Origin of the sequence: Mesorhizobium sp. M0340, assembly GCF_040321535.1 — a bacterium.
GTDB lineage: Bacteria > Pseudomonadota > Alphaproteobacteria > Rhizobiales > Rhizobiaceae > Mesorhizobium.
The window spans coordinates 91,755-108,799 of sequence record NZ_JAMYRR010000017.1; the positions used below are offsets into that span (position 1 = coordinate 91,755).

General features: G+C 61.7%; 15 protein-coding genes. 9 read left to right on the forward strand and 6 right to left on the reverse strand.

The features are described 5' to 3' along the window. Positions 1–563 precede the first annotated feature (563 nt). On the forward strand, positions 564–863 hold the full coding sequence (locus NKI79_RS22995; RefSeq protein WP_352480134.1) for a DUF1236 domain-containing protein: 300 nt from the start codon (positions 564–566) through the stop codon (positions 861–863). A 180-nt stretch (positions 864–1,043) separates the two neighbouring features. On the opposite strand, the gene NKI79_RS23000 is transcribed toward NKI79_RS22995, so the two are convergent. Continuing rightward, positions 1,044–1,724 (reverse strand): GntR family transcriptional regulator, encoded by a 681-nt coding sequence (locus NKI79_RS23000; protein ID WP_352804727.1) that lies wholly within the window; start codon positions 1,722–1,724, stop codon positions 1,044–1,046. Positions 1,725–1,956: 232 nt separating this feature from the next. Between NKI79_RS23000 and NKI79_RS23005 the strand changes: the two genes are divergently transcribed. From NKI79_RS23005 to NKI79_RS23035, 7 genes are all read left to right on the forward strand, one after another. Beyond that, on the forward strand, positions 1,957–3,084 hold the full coding sequence (locus NKI79_RS23005) for a sugar ABC transporter substrate-binding protein (RefSeq protein WP_352804729.1): 1,128 nt from the start codon (positions 1,957–1,959) through the stop codon (positions 3,082–3,084). Positions 3,085–3,156: 72 nt separating this feature from the next. Next, the gene (locus tag NKI79_RS23010; protein ID WP_502909849.1) at positions 3,157–4,695 is read left to right on the forward strand and encodes a sugar ABC transporter ATP-binding protein; all 1,539 of its coding nucleotides are present in this window, start codon (positions 3,157–3,159) and stop codon (positions 4,693–4,695) included. After that, entirely contained in the window at positions 4,692–6,758 is a 2,067-nt protein-coding gene (locus NKI79_RS23015) for an ABC transporter permease (protein WP_502909850.1), read from the forward strand. Before NKI79_RS23010 ends, NKI79_RS23015 begins: the two co-directional genes overlap by 4 nt. A 13-nt stretch (positions 6,759–6,771) precedes the next feature. After that, positions 6,772–7,578: an SDR family oxidoreductase gene (locus NKI79_RS23020; protein ID WP_352804731.1), complete on the forward strand. Its 807-nt coding sequence runs from the start codon at positions 6,772–6,774 to the stop codon at positions 7,576–7,578. A gap of 10 nt (positions 7,579–7,588) precedes the next feature. Then, positions 7,589–8,536 (forward strand): 3-hydroxyacyl-CoA dehydrogenase, encoded by a 948-nt coding sequence (locus NKI79_RS23025; RefSeq protein WP_352804734.1) that lies wholly within the window; start codon positions 7,589–7,591, stop codon positions 8,534–8,536. Continuing rightward, positions 8,533–9,495 (forward strand): 3,5-dioxohexanoate:acetyl-CoA acetone transferase, encoded by a 963-nt coding sequence (kce, locus tag NKI79_RS23030; protein ID WP_352804736.1) that lies wholly within the window; start codon positions 8,533–8,535, stop codon positions 9,493–9,495. The genes NKI79_RS23025 and kce overlap by 4 nt, the downstream gene beginning before the upstream one ends. 36 nt (positions 9,496–9,531) lie before the next feature. Next, on the forward strand, positions 9,532–10,410 hold the full coding sequence (locus tag NKI79_RS23035) for an SMP-30/gluconolactonase/LRE family protein (protein WP_352804738.1): 879 nt from the start codon (positions 9,532–9,534) through the stop codon (positions 10,408–10,410). A gap of 542 nt (positions 10,411–10,952) precedes the next feature. On the opposite strand, the gene NKI79_RS23040 is transcribed toward NKI79_RS23035, so the two are convergent. The 5 genes from NKI79_RS23040 to NKI79_RS23060 all read right to left on the reverse strand — a co-directional run bounded on the left by NKI79_RS23040 (position 10,953) and on the right by NKI79_RS23060 (position 15,428). Beyond that, on the reverse strand, positions 10,953–11,429 hold the full coding sequence (locus NKI79_RS23040) for an RES family NAD+ phosphorylase (RefSeq protein ID WP_352804741.1): 477 nt from the start codon (positions 11,427–11,429) through the stop codon (positions 10,953–10,955). Beyond that, the gene (locus NKI79_RS23045) at positions 11,422–12,102 is read right to left on the reverse strand and encodes a hypothetical protein (protein ID WP_352804743.1); all 681 of its coding nucleotides are present in this window, start codon (positions 12,100–12,102) and stop codon (positions 11,422–11,424) included. Before NKI79_RS23045 ends, NKI79_RS23040 begins: the two co-directional genes overlap by 8 nt. Before the next feature lie 230 nt (positions 12,103–12,332). Next, the gene (locus tag NKI79_RS23050; protein WP_352804745.1) at positions 12,333–13,205 is read right to left on the reverse strand and encodes a carbohydrate ABC transporter permease; all 873 of its coding nucleotides are present in this window, start codon (positions 13,203–13,205) and stop codon (positions 12,333–12,335) included. Next, the gene (locus NKI79_RS23055; protein WP_352804746.1) at positions 13,202–14,092 is read right to left on the reverse strand and encodes a carbohydrate ABC transporter permease; all 891 of its coding nucleotides are present in this window, start codon (positions 14,090–14,092) and stop codon (positions 13,202–13,204) included. Before NKI79_RS23055 ends, NKI79_RS23050 begins: the two co-directional genes overlap by 4 nt. Positions 14,093–14,135: 43 nt before the next feature. Further along, entirely contained in the window at positions 14,136–15,428 is a 1,293-nt protein-coding gene (locus tag NKI79_RS23060; RefSeq protein ID WP_352804749.1) for an ABC transporter substrate-binding protein, read from the reverse strand. Between the two features lie 325 nt (positions 15,429–15,753). On the opposite strand from NKI79_RS23060, the gene NKI79_RS23065 reads away from it, so the two are divergent. After that, positions 15,754–17,019: an extracellular solute-binding protein gene (locus NKI79_RS23065; protein WP_352480123.1), complete on the forward strand. Its 1,266-nt coding sequence runs from the start codon at positions 15,754–15,756 to the stop codon at positions 17,017–17,019. Positions 17,020–17,045 lie beyond the last annotated feature (26 nt).

Sequence of the window (17,045 nt, forward strand, 5' to 3'; positions counted from 1 at the left end):
ACGAGCGCACGGCACGAGACTTCAGCCGCTCGCCTCCGGGAGCAGCGGCTGAGGGCTGAAACCACTTGGAACCACGCGATGGAGCAGCTTCGCAGTGAAATGGCGTTGTTGGCGGATCGGGGATATGGGTCGCGTTGGCCGCAGTTCTGGTTCGCTACGGAATCGTCGCTGCAATGCTTCCGGGGTAGTTCCCTACAGGTGGCGGTTTTTCGCGTTTCTTCGCGGCGAAACGTTTCGCTGCTAGGCTCAGAGATGATTCGGGGCCTCTTGGGACCTAAGGGTCCGCTTGCCAAATCCAGCAATGGCCGGCGGACCCCGTCAGCGCATGAAGGGACTTTTTATGCGCCAAATCTCCTCTCGAAGATGGCGCTACCAACAGGCAATGGCGAGGGCTGGTTCCCGCCGCGTCCTGCGCACCGGACCATTGCGCGGCCAGGCCAGACTTAAGTCCTACGGTCTAGTGGTTTAAGCCCCTTCGAGGAACGTTCGTTGGTTGGCTCGCGTTGAGGTGAGCTTGGCGCGATGAAGCTGCGTCCCCGCAAAATCTCAACAAGGAGACGGCTATGAGAATGCATCTTTCCACCGCAGCGGCGGGATTTCTGTTGTTGGCCGGCATTGGTGCCGCTGCCGCCCAGGACGTGATCATCGAACCGCAGCAGGAAACCGTCATCAAGGAATACGTCAAGAAGCAGCCGCTCGCTTCGGTGAAAATTCCTGGGGTGGAGCTCAACATCGGCTCGCCTCTGCCCGATACAGTCGAGCTTCATGAAGTGCCGAACGTCAAATACCGTTATGTGATCGTCGACAACCGGACCGTTCTGGTGGATCCGAGCACGCGCAAGATCATCAAGGTCTACGACTGAGCTGATCTTGGGAGCGCTGGCCCGGATAGCGGTGGCAATCGTCAATAGTCCGGGTCAGCCGCTCCACAGGGGGCGACCGTTCTTGGTGATGATGACCGGACGGGCGGGCGCTACGTGCAAATGGACATATTCGTGCCTAGCGGCGGCTCGCCGCCGCTACCGGCGCGACTTCGAGGAATGTTACTTCAGCAGTTTGATCAGCACTGCGAAAGCCGCGTCGATGTCGGCGCGAACCGCCGCCCGAACCGCTTCCGCATTGCGGTCTCGCAGAGCTGCAAACATCTGCTGATGGTGCTGGTTGGCGGTCGAATAGTTTCCAGAATCGTGCAGCATGTTGAAATAGGGGCTGATCTGCAGCCACAGGTTCTCGATGATGCTGAGCATGTTTTCCGAGCCCGCGGCCCGGTAGATGGAAAAGTGAAAAGCGTAATTGGCCCTGAGATAGGATTTTACGTCGCCGGCGGCATTGGCCTGCTCGAGTGCCTCCAGATGCTGGCCCAGCAGCATCACGCCGCGATCGTCAATGCGTTCTGCGGCCCATGCGGCGGCGATCGCCTCGATTTCAAACCTGACGTTTCTGAGATCGATGAGTCGCGCACGACTTAATGCCGGGATACCGATCGAACGGCCCGAAACCACCATCAGGGCGTTGGCGGCGCTCAGACGCCGCAGTGCCTCCCTAACAGGCATCGGGCTGACGCCGAAAGCGTCAGCGAGGCTCTGCACCGTCACCATCTCACCGGGAACGATGCTGCCATCCAGGATCAACTCGGTAACGTGCCGGTAAACCCTGTCCTGCAGGGTTTCCCTGGACAGCGGCGTGATTTCGACGCCCGGCTTCCTGAATGCCGCCCCAGCCATTTCTGCCAACCTTCCCCCATTCGGGCGACGCTCCTTGTCATACCCGGCGCCTGTGCCCGGAATGCAAGGTTCGAATTGCCGCGTCAAGCGCCTGCGTGTCCAGCTTTGCCTCTCAGGCATTTCATCATTGATCTTTGATCAAATCATGATAAGGTCAGCCGCATCGAATGACAAGGCGTACGTCTCGTGCCCTTGGGAGGCATTCGGTCGTGTGAACTGGGAGGAGTTTCGAATGGGTATCGGATCGAATGCCCGGCGGCTTGCGCTGCTTGCCGGCATGGCTGTTTGCGCTTTTGGGATGTCCGGCGCCGAAGCGGCCGGAAAGCACAAGATATTTCTCAGCATGAGCTTCATCGGCAATGATTGGCAGGCCGAGGCCGCCAACATGGTCAAGGCAATGGCCTCGCACAAGAGCATGGTCGACAAGGTAGACCTTCAGGTCCAGGTTGCGGGGCCGAACGCACAGCGCCAGATCCAGCAGATCAATGCCATGGTCCAGGCCGGCGCCGAAGCCATCGTGATCTTCCCGATTTCGCCGACAGCCCTCAACCAGGTGGTGAAGAACGCCTGCGAAAAGGGCGTGAAGGTGTTTGCCTATGATGCCGAGATCACGGAGCCTTGCGCCTACAATGTCCATATCGACCAGGAGGAGGCTGGCCGCGTAACGGCGGAGTGGCTGGTCAAGAAGCTCAATGGCAGGGGCAACATCATCGCGGTGACCGGCGTTCCTGGCACCTCGGTCGATGATCTGCGCACCAAGGCCGCGAAGGAGGTGTTTGCCAAGCACCCCGACATCAAGATCGTCGGCGAGGCTGTCGGCATGTGGAGCCAGGCGGTGGCGCGTACCGAACTTTCCAAGATATTGGCGACGCGCAGCTGGGACGACATCAACGGGTTATGGATGCAGGTCGGCTGCTTCACCGCCAATTCCATGCAGCTCGAGGCCGGCAAGAAGAGCAGCGAACTCCTGCCTTGCGCAGGCGAGGGTTCGAATGGCGGGCGTATCCAGATGCTGCCGGAGGGCACGGAGGTCGAGGGCGCGACCTCTCCCTATGCGCCGCTCGGCGCGTCGCGCATTTCCTACGCCTCGCCGCCTTATTCCGGGGCGCTCGCTCTCAAGCTTGCCGTCGAAGCACTTGAAGGCAAGGACGTTGCCAAGAAGACGATCCTGCCGCTGCCGGTCGTCACCAACGAGACGATAAAGCTTTGCGACGAGGGCACCTGGGCGGAGATGAAGGCGGGTTGCAACGCGTTCAAACCGTCGCTGGTCTCGAACCCAGGCTGGTTCGCCTCGATCTTCTCCGATCAGACACCTGAAATCGGTCTCGCAGCCGCCCTTGTAGGCGAGCCCGAGGAGTAGGCACTCCGAAAGTGGGCGTGGAGTGCTTGCGAGGCGCTCCACGCACCTTTCATGCCTGCCGGGACTGGGATCATGATGTCAGCGCATTCGACAGCTGTCGGCATAGAAGGTGTCCGCAAGGCGTTTGGCGCAACAGTCGCCCTCGATGGCGTTTCCTTCGAGATCGCTTCCGGCAGCGTGCATGCCTTGCTTGGCGAGAACGGTGCGGGCAAGTCCACGCTCGTCAAGCTGCTGTCGGGGCTGGTGCGGCCCGACGACGGGCAAATCACCCTGTCAGGCGAACGGGCGCCACTCGGTTCGCCGCGGGCCGCGCACGCCAAAGGCGTGCAGACAGCTTTCCAGGAAATGACCCTGGTACGCGATCTAAGCGTTCTCGATAACATGTTGCTGCCTTACGCGCCCGTTGGCCCGATCGGCCTGATAAGGCGGTTGAGCGCGCGTAGGGCAGTCCGCAAGCACATCTCCGATCTGGGGTTTACGGTCGATCTCGATGCCGAGGTAGCGACTCTCGATCTCGCCATCCGCCAGAAGATCGAAATCGCGCGCGCGCTCTATCGCAAGCCGCGCATCCTACTGCTCGACGAGCCGACCTCGACGCTGTCGGGTGGCGATGTCGAGTGGCTTGCCGCGATCATCGCGCGGTTGAAAGCGGCCGGTACCACGGTCGTGTTCATCACCCATCGCATGCGCGAGGTGCGGGCTTTCTGCGACACGCTGACCATTCTCAGGAACGGCCACCACATCGTCACCGCGCCGGTTGCCGACGTTTCGGATGGTGAGGTGATTGAAAAAATCATCGGCCGCAGCATCGCCCAGACCTTCCCGCCGAAACCAGAAAGCGAGGCCGCCTTTGGTCCGCCGGTGCTCGGCGTGCGCGATCTCAAAGCCGGGAGGAAGCTCGACGGCATCGATTTCGACCTGCGCAAGGGCGAGATCCTCGGCATTGCCGGATTGCAGGGCATGGGTCAGCTCGACCTGTTCCTCGCCTGCTTCGGCATGACCGAGATCGAGCGCGGCCACATCCTGGTCGACGGGCGCCAAGTGTGGCTCGGCTCGCCCGCGGATGCGCTCAAGCCCAATATGGCAATCGGGCTGGTGCCGGAGGACCGCAAAACCGAAGGCCTGTTCCTGAAACTCTCGGGCCGGCAGAATGCATTGCTGCCGGTCGTCGCGCGCTTCACCCGTTATGGCCTGATTAGACCAGACGAGGAGGCAAAGGCCGTACAGTCCGCCTTCTCGACCGTGGAGGTCGACCGCAGTGCTTTGTGGACGAGGGCAGGGGCCTTCTCGGGCGGCAACCAGCAAAAGATAGCCATTGCCAAATGGCTCGTCGCCGAAAGCCGGATCCTGCTGCTTTTCGATCCGACCCGGGGCATTGACGTGGGGACCAAGCACGAGCTCTACGTGATGATGCGCGACTATGTGGCGGCCGGCGGCTCGATCCTTCTGCATTCAACCGAGATTCCCGAGCTGGTCCATCAATGCGACCGGGTGCTCGTGCTTTATGACGGCCATCTGGTGGCTGAGCTTGCCGGCGACGAGATCACCGAAGGCGCGATCATGCGGCCGGCGCTTGGCCACCGGGACGTGGTCCGGGAGGCGGCGGAATGAGTGTGACGAGCTCGGCCGCCGCGGCACCGACCGCGACACGGCTCCTCGCGCGGCATCACGGCGCCATCATCGCCGCGATCGTCTTTGCCCTGCTCCTGCTGATCGTCGATCTGGTCAGTGCCGGGCGGCTCACCTATTTCGACATTTCGTTCCTGTCGAGCGGCGGCGCCACTTCCGCATTGGCGGCGATCGGCCAGACCCTCGTCATCCTGTCCGGCGGTTTCGACCTGTCCGCCGGCGCGGTGATCTCGCTGGTCAATGTCGTCCTGGCAAACGGCATGGATCCGATGGCGACCGGCACCAGTGTTGCGCTGTGGACTTTGGCCGGAATTGGGGTCGGAATGCTGGTCGGCGCCTTCAACGGCTTCTTCATTGCCGTCCTGCGCATGCAGCCGATCGTCGTCACGCTGTCGACCATGTTCATCCTGCAGGGGGTAACGCTGCTGGTCATGGACAAGCCCGGCGGCTTCGTCTCGCCCGATCTTGGCGCCTTCTATCTCGGTGATGCTATCGGCGGCTGGCTACCGATGCCGCTGGTGGTCATCGGCGTGGTCCTGCTCGGCTGGTTCTGGCTCAAAGGCACACGCTTCGGGACGGCGCTTTATGCCGTCGGCAGCGATCCGGACGCAGCCGCCTCGGTCGGCGTGCGGGTCGTTCTCGTACGCTTCCTGGTCTATGTCATTGCCGGCGGCTGCTATGGGCTTGCCGGCGTTTTCATCAGCGCCCAGACCGGCAGCGGCGATCCGCTGGTCGGCAACCCGTTGTTGCTGTCGATGTTCGCGGCGGTCGTCGTCGGCGGTACAAGGCTGGGCGGCGGTCAAGGTGGGCCCGTCGGCACTGTCTTCGGCGCCTACATCCTGATGATGGTCGTCAATATCCTGCTCGTGCTCAACGTCTCGGCCTACTATTCGACGATCGCCGAAGGCACGATCCTGATCCTTGCCGTGCTTGCCGGCTCGCTGTCGCATGATTCCGTGCTTGCCCGCCAACTGCGTGCGCTGCGGGCTCGGCTGGCCGCGTGGCGGGCCGGAATGCTGCCCTCGCAGATCGATCGCACCGACCGGCGACTGAGAATTGCGCGGGGCAGCGCCGGCGAGCAGCAGGCGCCGCAGCCGGCCTTCCATGTCCGTAACGCCGAGACGTTGCGTTACGCGCTGCCGGCCTATGTCTGTCTTGCCATTGTCGTGATCGTCACGCAGATCTGGCTCGGACGCGCCATCGTCAATTTTGGTTACTGGAATTCGCTGTTCGTGCTGTCGAGCTTCCTTGCCATCCTGGCGCTTGGGCAAGGCAGCGTGATTCTTACCGGCGGACTTGACCTGTCAGTGCCGTGGACGATCGGCCTGTCGGGCATCCTGCTTGCCGGTATGGTCAACGGATCCGACGCTGCACTCGCCTATGCGCTGCCGGCGGTGCTGCTCATCGCTTGCCTGATCGGTCTCGCCAACGGCATCGGTATCGTCTTTCTCGGCATCTCGCCGATCGTGATGACGCTGGCCACTAACGGCATTCTGCAAGGCGTCGCGTTGCTTTACTCGCAAGGTACGCCGGCCGGCTTCTCCTCGCCGATGTTGCGCTGGTTCATGACCGGCAAGGTATTCGCCATCACGCCGGTGGTGCTGTTCATGATCGCCTTCGTCGTCTTTGCCGTGCTGCTGCTTGGCCGCACCGCTTTCGGCCGCCGCGTCTACGGCATCGGCAACAGCCTGCGCGCAGCCCAGCTCTCCGGCATAGCGGTCGGTCGCACGCTCATCCTCGTCTATGTGCTGTCGGCAGTCTGCGCGGCGCTGGTCGGCATCATGCTGACCGGCTTTTCCGGCCAGGCCAGCCTCGGCATGGGCGACGATTATCTGCTGCCCTCCATCGCCGTCGTCGTGGTCGGCGGTGCGCTGATCACCGGCGGGCGCGGCCATTATCTCGGCATGCTGGGCGGGGTGCTGCTCCTGACCGCGTTGCAGATGCTGCTCGCCGGCACGACGCTTCCTTATGCGACGCGGGCGATCCTGTTCGGGCTGGTGGTGCTCGGTGCCGTCATGGCGCTGCGTGAAAGGCGGATTCAGTGAAAGGGATGGAACAATGAGCTCAAGCGCACCGGCATCGGCGGACGAATTCCTGACCGGGCTCAAAGGCCAGCGCGTGCTGGTCACGGCGGGCGCCGGCGGCATCGGCTTTGCCATTGCAGAGACGCTGTCGCGGCTCGGCGCGCGTATCGTGATCTGCGATATTTCGGACGAGGCATTGGCGTCCGCTCCGAAAAGGATTGCCCTTGCCGCTGCGGTCAAGGCCGACGTTTCGCGCGACGACGATGTCGACCGGCTGTTCGAGACTATCAAGGAGAAGCTCGGCGGGCTCGACGCCCTGATCAACAATGCCGGCATTGCCGGGCCGACCGGCGGCGTCGATGAGATCGATCCGGCAGACTGGCGGCGTTGCATAGATATCTGCCTGACCGGCCAGTTCCTGTGCGCGCGGCGTGCCGTGCCGCTGATCAAGGCGGCGGGCGGCGGCTCGATCGTCTCGATGTCTTCGGCCGCCGGCCGCCATGGCTACGCGTTCCGAACGCCGTACTCGGCCGCCAAGTTCGGCGTTGTCGGCCTGACCCAGAGTCTTGCAAAGGAACTCGGACCGCATGGGATCAGGGTCAACGCCATCTTGCCCGGCATCATCAAAGGGCCGCGCATCGACAAGGTCATTGCCGACCGGGCAAAGCAGCTCGGCGTTTCAAACGAGGAGATGACACAACGCTATCTGCAGAACATCTCGCTGCGACGCATGACCAGCCCATATGACGTCGCGGCAATGGTGGCCTTCCTGCTTTCCGATGCGGGCATCAACATTTCCGGCCAGTCGCTTGGCGTCGACGGCAACGTCGAGACACTCTGAGGGGGAGATCATGGCGAAGGTAGCAATTGTCGGAAGCGGCTTCATCGGGCGAGCGTGGGCCATCAGCTTCGCTCGTGCAGGCCATGATGTGCGCATGTGGGACCAGGCGCCGGCCGCGGCCAGCGGTGCGCGCGACTATATTGCCGGCGTGGTCGGCGACCTTGCCGCCAACGATTTGCTGCGGGGACAGGCGGTCGATGCCGTGCTTGGCCGCATCACCATCGTGGCGGAGCTTGGCGTGGCCTTGGCCGATGCCGTCCACGTCCAGGAGAACACGCCGGAAAACCTCGAGGTGAAGCGGGAAGTGTTCTCCCGGATCGACGCCCTTGCCGGTCCGCAGGCGGTGCTCGCCAGTTCCACCTCGGCGCTGTTGCCGTCGAAATTCAGCGATCATCTTCAGGGGCGCCATCGCTGCCTCGTCGTGCACCCGATCAATCCGCCCTATCTCATCCCAGCAGCGGAAGTCGTGCCGGCGCCATGGACATCCGCCGAAACGGTGGAAAGGACCCGCGCCTTTCTTGTCGAGGCGGGCCATGCGCCGCTGGTGATGAAGCGCGAACTCGACGGCTTCATCATGAACCGCTTGCAGGGTGCGCTGTTGGAGGAGGCGTTCCGGCTCGTCGCCGACGGCTATGCCAGCGTCGAGGACGTCGACACGGGCCTGCGCGAGGGGCTGGCGCTGCGCTGGTCGTTCATGGGTCCGTTCGAAACGATCGACCTCAACGCGCCTGGTGGCGTGCGCGACTATGTAGAGCGCTACCAGACGATCTATTCCAACATCTTCCCGCAGATGCTGCGTCGGGTCGACTGGGCCGGCGAGGTCATGGAGACGGTCGAGGCCGAGCGCCGCAACCGGCTGCCGCGGGAAGAACTTGGCGAGCGGCAGGTCTGGCGCGACCGCCGACTGATGGCGCTGGCTGCGCACAAGAAAAAATCGGATCAGGAGTTTGGACGATGACGGAAACAAGCCGCAAGCCCGGCTCCCAGCAGACCAAGGGCAAGGTCATCATCACCTGTGCGGTGACGGGCGCAATCCATACGCCGACCATGTCGCCCTATCTGCCGATCACGCCGGACCAGATCGCCTCGGAGGCGATCGCGGCGGCCGAGGCCGGTGCGGCGATCCTGCATCTGCATGCCCGCGACCCTGAGACCGGCAAGCCGGACCAGACGCCGGAGGCGTTCGCGCGTTTCCTGCCGCGCGTCAAGCAAGGCACCAATGCCGCCATCAACATCACCACCGGCGGCAGTCCCTACATGAAGGTCGAGGAACGTGTGCGCGCCGCCGCGCAGTTCAAGCCGGAAGTCGCCTCGCTCAACATGGGCTCGATCAATTTCGGGCTCTATCACCTCGTAGACAAATACGAGACATTCAAGTTCGACTGGGAAAGGCCGCACCTGGAAGCGACGCGTGACCTGGTCTTCCGCAACTCGTTCAAGGATATCGAGTACATACTGGAGACCTGTTACGACAACGGCACGCGCTTCGAGTTCGAGTGCTACGACATTGCCCATCTCTATAACCTCTCCCATTTCGCCGATCGCGGGCTGGTGAAACCACCGTTCTTCGTGCAGTCCGTGTTCGGCCTGCTCGGCGGCATCGGTACGCACCCCGAAGACGTCGCCCATATGAAGCGCACCGCCGATCGTCTGTTCGGCGAGCAGTACCGCTGGTCGGTGCTGGGCGCGGGCGCCAGCCAGTTGCGCATTGCCGCGCAATCGGCAGCGCTTGGCGGCAATATCCGCGTCGGGCTCGAAGACAGTCTGTGGGCCGGCAAGGGCAAGCTTGCCAAATCGAACGCCGAGCAGGTGGTGCTCGCCCGCAAGATCATCGAAGGCCTCGGCATGGAAGTGGCGACGACCGACGAGGCTCGCGAAATCCTGTCATTGAAAGGCGGCGACAAGGTCGCGTTCTGACTCGTTGCCGAGAGCGCCGAAACAGAGGAGGACCGCATGAAGATCGAAGTCGTAGTGGACGTGAAGACCACGCTGGGCGAGGGACCACTGTGGGACGTCGAGCAGGAGCGCCTATACTGGATCGACAGTTTCGATGGGCGCGTGTTTCGAGCGACCGCCGACGGCCGCGAGATCCGTTGCTGGGACGTGCCGATGAAGATCGGTTCGATGGCATTGCGCAAGGACGGCGGTGGCGCGGTGGTGTCGCTGCAGCGCGGTTTCCATCTGCTCGATTTCGCCACCGGCGAGGTGACGCCGATCCATGATCCGGAGCCGGACAGGCCGATGAACAGACTCAATGACGGCAAGGTCGACCGGCGCGGCCGCTTCTTCGCCGGCTCGATGGATACCATGGAAGAGGGGCCGTCCGGGGGGCTCTACCGGCTCGATCCCGATTTCTCCGTCACCAGAATAGATTCCGGCATCATCTGCTCGAACGGCCCGTGCTGGAGCCCCGACGACCACACTTTCTATTTCGCCGACACCTGGACCGGCGAGATCTGGGCCTACGACTATGATATCGAAACCGGTGCCGCCACCAACCGGCGCACTTTCACGCGCGTCGATACCAGCCGGGGAGGGGCGGCCGATGGCTCAACTGTCGATGCGGAAGGATTCCTCTGGAACGCGCTGGTCTATGACGGCAGGCTGGTGCGTTACGCGCCCGATGGCAGTGCTGATCGCATCATCGACATGCCCGTCAAGAAGATCACCAGCGTCATGTTCGGCGGGCCGAAGCTCGACACCCTGTACGTCACGTCGATGGCCAAGCCGCCGCTGCCGCGCTTTCCGGGCGACGGAGTTTTACGCGGCAGCCTTTTTGCCGTCACCGGCCTGGGTGTAACGGGAGTTCCGGAGCCAAGATTTGCCGCGTAGATCGGTGCGTAGTTGCGATCACCCTTCCCGCCTGCTTGGTGCCACCCCAACGTCTCGTCGCAGGGCACCCGGCGCTGTAAGCTCGTGCCCTGCGGTTCTGATGGAACCCACAATGATGAGCCTGGGGTCGCTTCGCGCGAAGTGCGCGCGAACACGGTTCCCGGAGAAATCATCAACCGAGCCTTGGAAGCCTGCTCGGAACAAGAAATCCACCCATTAGCAACTCCAATGCATCGAGTGCGTCTTCGTCCCGCAAATTGGTCAGAGCTACGCTGTCCACGAAGACAACCTCTTCATTGTCTATGTCATAGACCTCCCAAAGCCCGTCCTTGATCCTCCGGATGGCGTGCCGACGCTCCATAAGCAAAACCTAATACTTGAGTCGCGGCGAGGTTGGTAGAAAAATTGGGGCACGAGCCGATCATAATAGTGGAAAACCGCAGGTCCGCCCTGACGATGCTCTTAGATAGTCGAGCCTACGATCGAATCCACGAAGAAGCGCTTCGGAAAACGAAGAGCACCGACAGGCACTGCGCCGGCCATCACTGGGCGTGAATAGCTTCGGCCCATAGGCGTGTTGCGGGATAGAGGGCCTTCTCGGTGTCTATGATCTGGTTGCGTTTGATGCCGAGTTTTCTAAGCGCCGTGACGCTCAAATCAGCCAGCACCAAATCGTGCCGTGGTGACACTTGCGAATAGACTTGACCCGCCAGTTTCACCTTGTCGTATGTCTTCAGGCCTGCTGCGAATGGCACATCATGAACGACAGTTTCCATCGCCGCACAGTGAAAGGTCGTGCCACCGTACAGAGTTGGGATACTTGCCCCATTTGCATTCTTGATCGGGCTGAAGCGGGCATTGCCTTTGAACCCGGGATTGAACTGCGCGCCGGCATACAGATTCAAATGGATGCGATGGATGACCTGGTCCACTGGCCAGATCGTTCGAGTAATGATGTTCTGCAAATCGTTCGATGGAACTGGAGTCGTCGGTTCCCGTCCTATCTTTGATTTAGCCATGGGGTGCGCCTACCAGCTCATCCTCGGCGGCTGCAAGAACACGCTCGGGGTCCGAGGCGAGCACATCTTGCGGACGTTTGCCTCCAAGGAAGCTATTGACCGATGCAAACCAATAGGCGAGCCCCCAGTCATCCTTTTTCCTGTGCAATACACTCAGAACCTTAGCGAGTGTTTTGACAGGCCGGTATCCAGCGGTAGAGTCCAGAGCATAGCCAGGAAAATAGTCTACGCCCCGATGCCGAACTGCGAAGATCCGCCCTTCTTTTTTCCACTTGTTTGGCTGCGCACTTGGGTTGCTTGTGCTGAACCCTGCCATTGACGCGATTTGGGGAGCGCTCAGCCAATCACCGCTTTCCAACACTGCCCCTCTCGCCTCGGCCGTCATCCGCGCTTCTATAAGCATATGCTGCGGGGGCGGTACGTGAGGGACCAGGGCCTCGATTATTGAGCTTATGGCTTCGCGTTGATGATTAATCAGGATCGTACGAACCAGAGGCGCAATGCTGACGAGCGTGGCCGCGAGGCTGCGCACAGCAGGTTCGCTCCCGTGCTCGAACGTAAGTGCTATGACCTGCTCCGCGCTTAGCCGATCAAGTTGGTCACCAACCTGCTTCGGCGTTCCGGTGAGAGCGCCAAATCCCGACAGTTCGATGGTCTCGTTGGTAGGTGCCATGATATCCCGCTCCTTGGGTGATGAGCACAGTTACATATATAGAAGCATAACCAATATCATCACAGAACCCCTTGAGGGGGGCTGCGCTGGATACACGTAGGCAGCGGGGGAATTCGCGTCGGATTCGCCGATAAACAGATAGCTTCAGAACGCGGCTATCAGCGTAGCTCCGTTATGCGCACCAGCGCGTCCCAATGACAGCCGGGCGGATGCCGGCAGTGCCGCCGACGCTATCCCTTGATCGCCGAACCGACGATCGAATCCACGAAGAAGCGCTGCAGGAAAACGAACAGCACCAATGGAGGCAGCACGGCAAGTGTGGCGCCGGCCATCACCAGTCCAGTATTGAGGGCGCCTCTGTTGTAGCTGAGCAGGCGGCTGAGGCTGATGACGATCGGATAGTCGTGTGCATTACCCTGTAGAACCGTCAGGGGCCAGAGATAGCTGTTCCAATGATAGACGAAGGCAAACAGCGCCAATGCTGCGATCGCGGGCGCCACGCTCGGCGCGACGATCTTGAACAGGATCACAAGTTCCGACGCCCCATCCACCCGTGCCGCGTCGATCAAATCGTCCGGCACGCCGGCGATGAACTGGCGCATCAGAAAGATGCCGAAGGCATTGGCGAGGTTGGGCACGATGATGCCGGCAAGGCTGGCATTCAGGCCGATCGATCCGACGAGCCGGTACAACGGGATCAGCGTGACGATCGGCGGCAGAAACATGGTGGCGATCAGCACGGAAAACAGCAGCGAGCGACCGGGAAAGTGGTGCTTGGCGAAGGCGTAGCCAGCCATCATGCTGGTGACCAGAATGCCTGCGGTGGTGATCGAGGCGATCACCAGCGAATTCCACATCGCGCGGCCGACATTGATGACGCCGGAGACTTTCTCATAGGCTTCGAGGCTCGGCGTGCGCGGTATCCACACCGGCGGCACCTGCATGGTTTCGGCCGGCGTCTTCAGGCTGGAGAGTACCATCCACAAGAGCGGGAAGGCGGAGGCCACGGCAACCAGCAGCATCAGCGTGGCGAGCAGCGCTCTGCGGCCCGCCAGGCGTTTGCGCGCCCACAGGCTCGATCCTGAGGGACCCCGCGCGCTCATTGGTCATCCTTCCGGTTGGCAAATGCAAACAGCGCGCACACAACGACGATCAGCGCCAGCATCAGCATCACTGCCATGGCCGAGCCCAATCCGCCTTGCGCGCGCTCAATGCCGACACGGCGGATGTGATAGGTCAGCACGTTGGTCGAGCCGACCGGCCCGCCTTGGGTGATCAGCGCCACCGGCTCGAATACCTGCACGGCGTTGATGATGGCGATGACGGCGCTGAAGAGAAGCGTGCGCCGCAGCAGTGGCAAGGTGATGAAGCGGAACTGTTCGCGCCGATTGGCGCCGTCCAGAGTCGCCGCCTCATAAAGACTGCCCGGGATCTGGGTCAGCCCGGCAACGGCCAGCACCGTGAAATAGCCGATCTGCTGCCAGACATTGAGCACAACGATCGAGATCAACGCCGATCTTGGCGAGGACAGCCAGGGTTGCGGGCCGATGCCGGCGAGGCCGAGCATCTGGTTGAGCGGCCCTTCACTCGGCGAATAAAGCTTCGACCAGACCAGCGTCACGGCGATCATGGGCACCATGTAGGTGGAAAACAACACGGTCCGCAGCGCCGTGCCGCCTGCGACATCGCGCTGGTAGACCATCAAGCCGAACGCTACCGAAAGGGGCAGGATGAGCATCACCGACAATGCCGTGTAGATCGCGGTGTTGAGCAGTGCTCGCTTGAAATCCCGTCCGACCGAGGTCGGTCCGAATATTTCGCGAAAATTGTCGAAGCCGATGAAGCTCGCACTGGAAAAAGGTGTTTGCGTCGACCAGTCCTGGAATGACAGCCAGATGGTGAGCAGCATCGGCAGCAGGATGAAAACGCCGATCAATGTCACGGCGGGCGCCAGCATGATGCCCGCCGAGGCACGATAGGTCTTGATCATCGCTCTGCTTCCAAAGCGTCGGGCTCACGAAACGGCGCCTTCGCTATTTGGCGGCACGCTCCAGGATCGAGACGGCATCGGCCTGCGCGTTCGCCTGCGCATCCTTGGCCGAGAGCTGCCCATACTGCAACGCCTCGAGCGTCTGCTGGAGCGATTCGCTGAACTCCTGCCCTCCCGGGACGACAGGGAAGGGCTTGGCGTCGGCAAGCACGCTGACATAGCCGGACAGGAACTCGGAACCGAGCTTGTCCTTGTGGGCTTCGATGTCGGAGGTCCGCGTCGGCAGGATGCCCATCGACATCAGAATATCCGACATTGCCGAGGCGCCGTTCTTGCCGGACTTCGGACTGTTCAGCCATGCCAGGAAATCCCATGCCACTTTTTGCTCGGCCTGACCGGCATTGGCGTTGACGACGGTCATCCACGAATAAGAGATCGAGTGCGGCTTGTCGCCGCTCGGACCGACCGGGATAGGTGCGGTGGCGATATTGGAGAACTTGTCGCCCATGCCGCTCTTCAATGCGCTTTCCCACCAGTTGGCCATGATGATCATGCCGGTCTTGCCGGAGACGAAATTGTCTAGGAAGGGGCCGGTGGTGTTGGCGTCGGCGGTGGCCATCGCCGGATCGCTGGCGCCGGACTTGATCAGATCCTCGTAGAGCTGGAAAGTCTCGCCGGCTTGAGGACTGTCGAGCATCGGTTTGCCGTCCTTGACCAGCTCGCCGCCATTGGAGACCAGCAGCGAGGCGAAGGGATGGACGACGCCCGCGGCCCAGGAATTGATCATGCCGAAACCTTGCTGGCCGGCATCTTTCCTGGTCAGCTTCTGGGCCGCATCCTTCAATTCGGACCAGGTCTTCGGTGCGGCCGTAATGCCGGCCTGCTTAAACAGCTCCTTGTTGTAGTTCAACGCATAGACGTCGATCTCGTTTGGAATGCCGTAGAGCGTGCCGCCGACAGAGGCCGCACTGACGACACCGGCCGGCCACGCACTCTTGACCTCGCCGGCAACCGTATCGGGGGCCGGCGCGACCAGCTTGTCTCGCGCCAGTTCGGGCAGCCACAAATCGTAGATGCCGCCGATCGTCGGCCCATCGGAACTGCCGCCCTGGGAACGCAGTGTCGTCAGGAGGTCGCCGAAGGGGACGGCGCGGATGGTGACGGTCACATCCGGATTGCTCTTGGCGTAGTCCTTGGCCGCCGCGTCCAGCAAAGCGACCGTTTCGGGCGACCAGTGGGTCAGATAGGAGATGTTGACCGATTGGGCCCAACCAAGGGTGGGCGAGGCCAACAACCCTGCAGCCAGCGCCAGTTTCGAAATCCAAGCCAAAGACATCCGGCCCTCCGCATAGCCACACAGCTATGTCCATGACGTTATGACAACATGAAGCAACGATGCAAGCGCTATCTTCGTGATGAGCTCCTGCCGGTGTTACGGCGTTTTCTTACTGAGGTCCTCAAATCGTGCCATATTATATTGTGAAAACAAAGAATTAGGATACGGTTCGAGCTGATTCTCCGCTGCCGGCCATGCCCGAACACACTGCAAGGCACTTGCGGTCGAAGTCATGTCGTTATAATGAGATGAGAAAGGCTTATGACCGCCTCTCGGCTTTTGAACCGCTGTGGGAATGACAATCCACAAGAATGGGAGACTGAGTATGTTTTCAATTCATCGACGCGCCGCACTCGGCCTGATCGGCGGCTTTGCCGCAGTCTGCACCGGGGTCCTCACCGCACTGCCGGCAAAGGCTGAGGACACCGTGACCCTGTGGAGCTGGCGCACCGAGGACCAGGCTGCGATGCGCCGCATCTTCGATGCCTTCGAGGCCAAGACCCCAGGCATCAAGGTCAACGTCCAGTTCACCCCCGACGCCGACTACCAGAACCGGCTGAGCACGGCGCTGCGTGGCGGCCGCGGGCCTGATATCGCCCAGCTCAAGGCATACGGGGAACTGCAACCTTTCATCGAGGGTGGTTATCTCGATGCGCTCGACGACAGCGTGCCGGAGCTGAAGAACATCGCTGATGCCGCCCTCGGCGGCGCTCGTGGCCGCGCCGACGGCAAGATCTACGGCGTGCCCTATTCGGTGCCGATGATGGGCGTCTTCTATAACCAGGACATTTTTGCCGCCGAGGGCATCGAGATCCCCAAGACCTACAAGGATTTCGTCGCCGCCTGCGAGAAGCTGAAAGCGGCCGGCATAACGCCGATTGCCGCCGGCGGCGCCAACGGCTCCGCCTGGGCACTGGAGATCGGCGTTGGTGTCGTCGGCCCGACCATCTATGGCCCGGGCTTCTACGACGAAATGATGAGCGGCAAGGCGACCTTCGAGGATCCGCGCTACGTGGCTGCCCTGAAACGCTATGCCGAGTTGAAGCCGTATTTCTCCGACGGCTTTGCCGGCGTCGATTACACCACCTCGACACAGCAATTCATCGGCGGCAAGGCGGCCATGTTCTTCGGCGGCTCGTTCGAGAACGGCAGCTTCAAGGCGCAGAACCCGAAGCTGAAATTCTCGATCTTCCCGTTCCCCGCCGATGACCCGGCAACCAAGCTCTACACCTCGGCCTTTTCAGACGGCTCCTATGGCCTGGTCTCTGAAAGTACCAACAAGGAGGCGGCGACCAAGGTGCTCAACTTCATGGCCTCGGCCGAGTTCGCGCAGCTCTTCGCCGACGAGTTGGGCTGGCCGCCGGCCCGCACCGACGTCACCGTCAAAGATCCGGTGCTCGCCAAGATGATGGAAATGTCGAAGAATTCCACACCCTATCTGACGCTTGTCGGCTTCCGCTGGCAGACGCCGACGGCCTCCTCGATCCTTCAGTCCGAGATCATCGACATGGTCGAAGGCAACATCACGCCGCAGAAGCTGGCGGCCGACATGCAGGCCGCCGTCAGCAGCTGGTTCAAGCCGAAGCAGTAGGCCGTCACACCCTGCGCGAAACAGCA

Excerpts from the sequence above, each read along its gene's own strand:
- NKI79_RS22995 (WP_352480134.1), top strand. The coding sequence starts at position 564 with ATGAGAATGCATCTTTCCACCGCAGCGGCGGGATTTCTGTTGTTGGCC.
- NKI79_RS23000 (WP_352804727.1), bottom strand. The coding sequence starts at position 1,724 with ATGGCTGGGGCGGCATTCAGGAAGCCGGGCGTCGAAATCACGCCGCTG.
- NKI79_RS23005 (WP_352804729.1), top strand. The coding sequence starts at position 1,957 with ATGGGTATCGGATCGAATGCCCGGCGGCTTGCGCTGCTTGCCGGCATG.
- NKI79_RS23010 (WP_502909849.1), top strand. The coding sequence starts at position 3,157 with ATGATGTCAGCGCATTCGACAGCTGTCGGCATAGAAGGTGTCCGCAAG.
- NKI79_RS23015 (WP_502909850.1), top strand. The coding sequence starts at position 4,692 with ATGAGTGTGACGAGCTCGGCCGCCGCGGCACCGACCGCGACACGGCTC.
- NKI79_RS23020 (WP_352804731.1), top strand. The coding sequence starts at position 6,772 with ATGAGCTCAAGCGCACCGGCATCGGCGGACGAATTCCTGACCGGGCTC.
- NKI79_RS23025 (WP_352804734.1), top strand. The coding sequence starts at position 7,589 with ATGGCGAAGGTAGCAATTGTCGGAAGCGGCTTCATCGGGCGAGCGTGG.
- kce (WP_352804736.1), top strand. The coding sequence starts at position 8,533 with ATGACGGAAACAAGCCGCAAGCCCGGCTCCCAGCAGACCAAGGGCAAG.
- NKI79_RS23035 (WP_352804738.1), top strand. The coding sequence starts at position 9,532 with ATGAAGATCGAAGTCGTAGTGGACGTGAAGACCACGCTGGGCGAGGGA.
- NKI79_RS23040 (WP_352804741.1), bottom strand. The coding sequence starts at position 11,429 with ATGGCTAAATCAAAGATAGGACGGGAACCGACGACTCCAGTTCCATCG.
- NKI79_RS23045 (WP_352804743.1), bottom strand. The coding sequence starts at position 12,102 with ATGGCACCTACCAACGAGACCATCGAACTGTCGGGATTTGGCGCTCTC.
- NKI79_RS23050 (WP_352804745.1), bottom strand. The coding sequence starts at position 13,205 with ATGAGCGCGCGGGGTCCCTCAGGATCGAGCCTGTGGGCGCGCAAACGC.
- NKI79_RS23055 (WP_352804746.1), bottom strand. The coding sequence starts at position 14,092 with ATGATCAAGACCTATCGTGCCTCGGCGGGCATCATGCTGGCGCCCGCC.
- NKI79_RS23060 (WP_352804749.1), bottom strand. The coding sequence starts at position 15,428 with ATGTCTTTGGCTTGGATTTCGAAACTGGCGCTGGCTGCAGGGTTGTTG.
- NKI79_RS23065 (WP_352480123.1), top strand. The coding sequence starts at position 15,754 with ATGTTTTCAATTCATCGACGCGCCGCACTCGGCCTGATCGGCGGCTTT.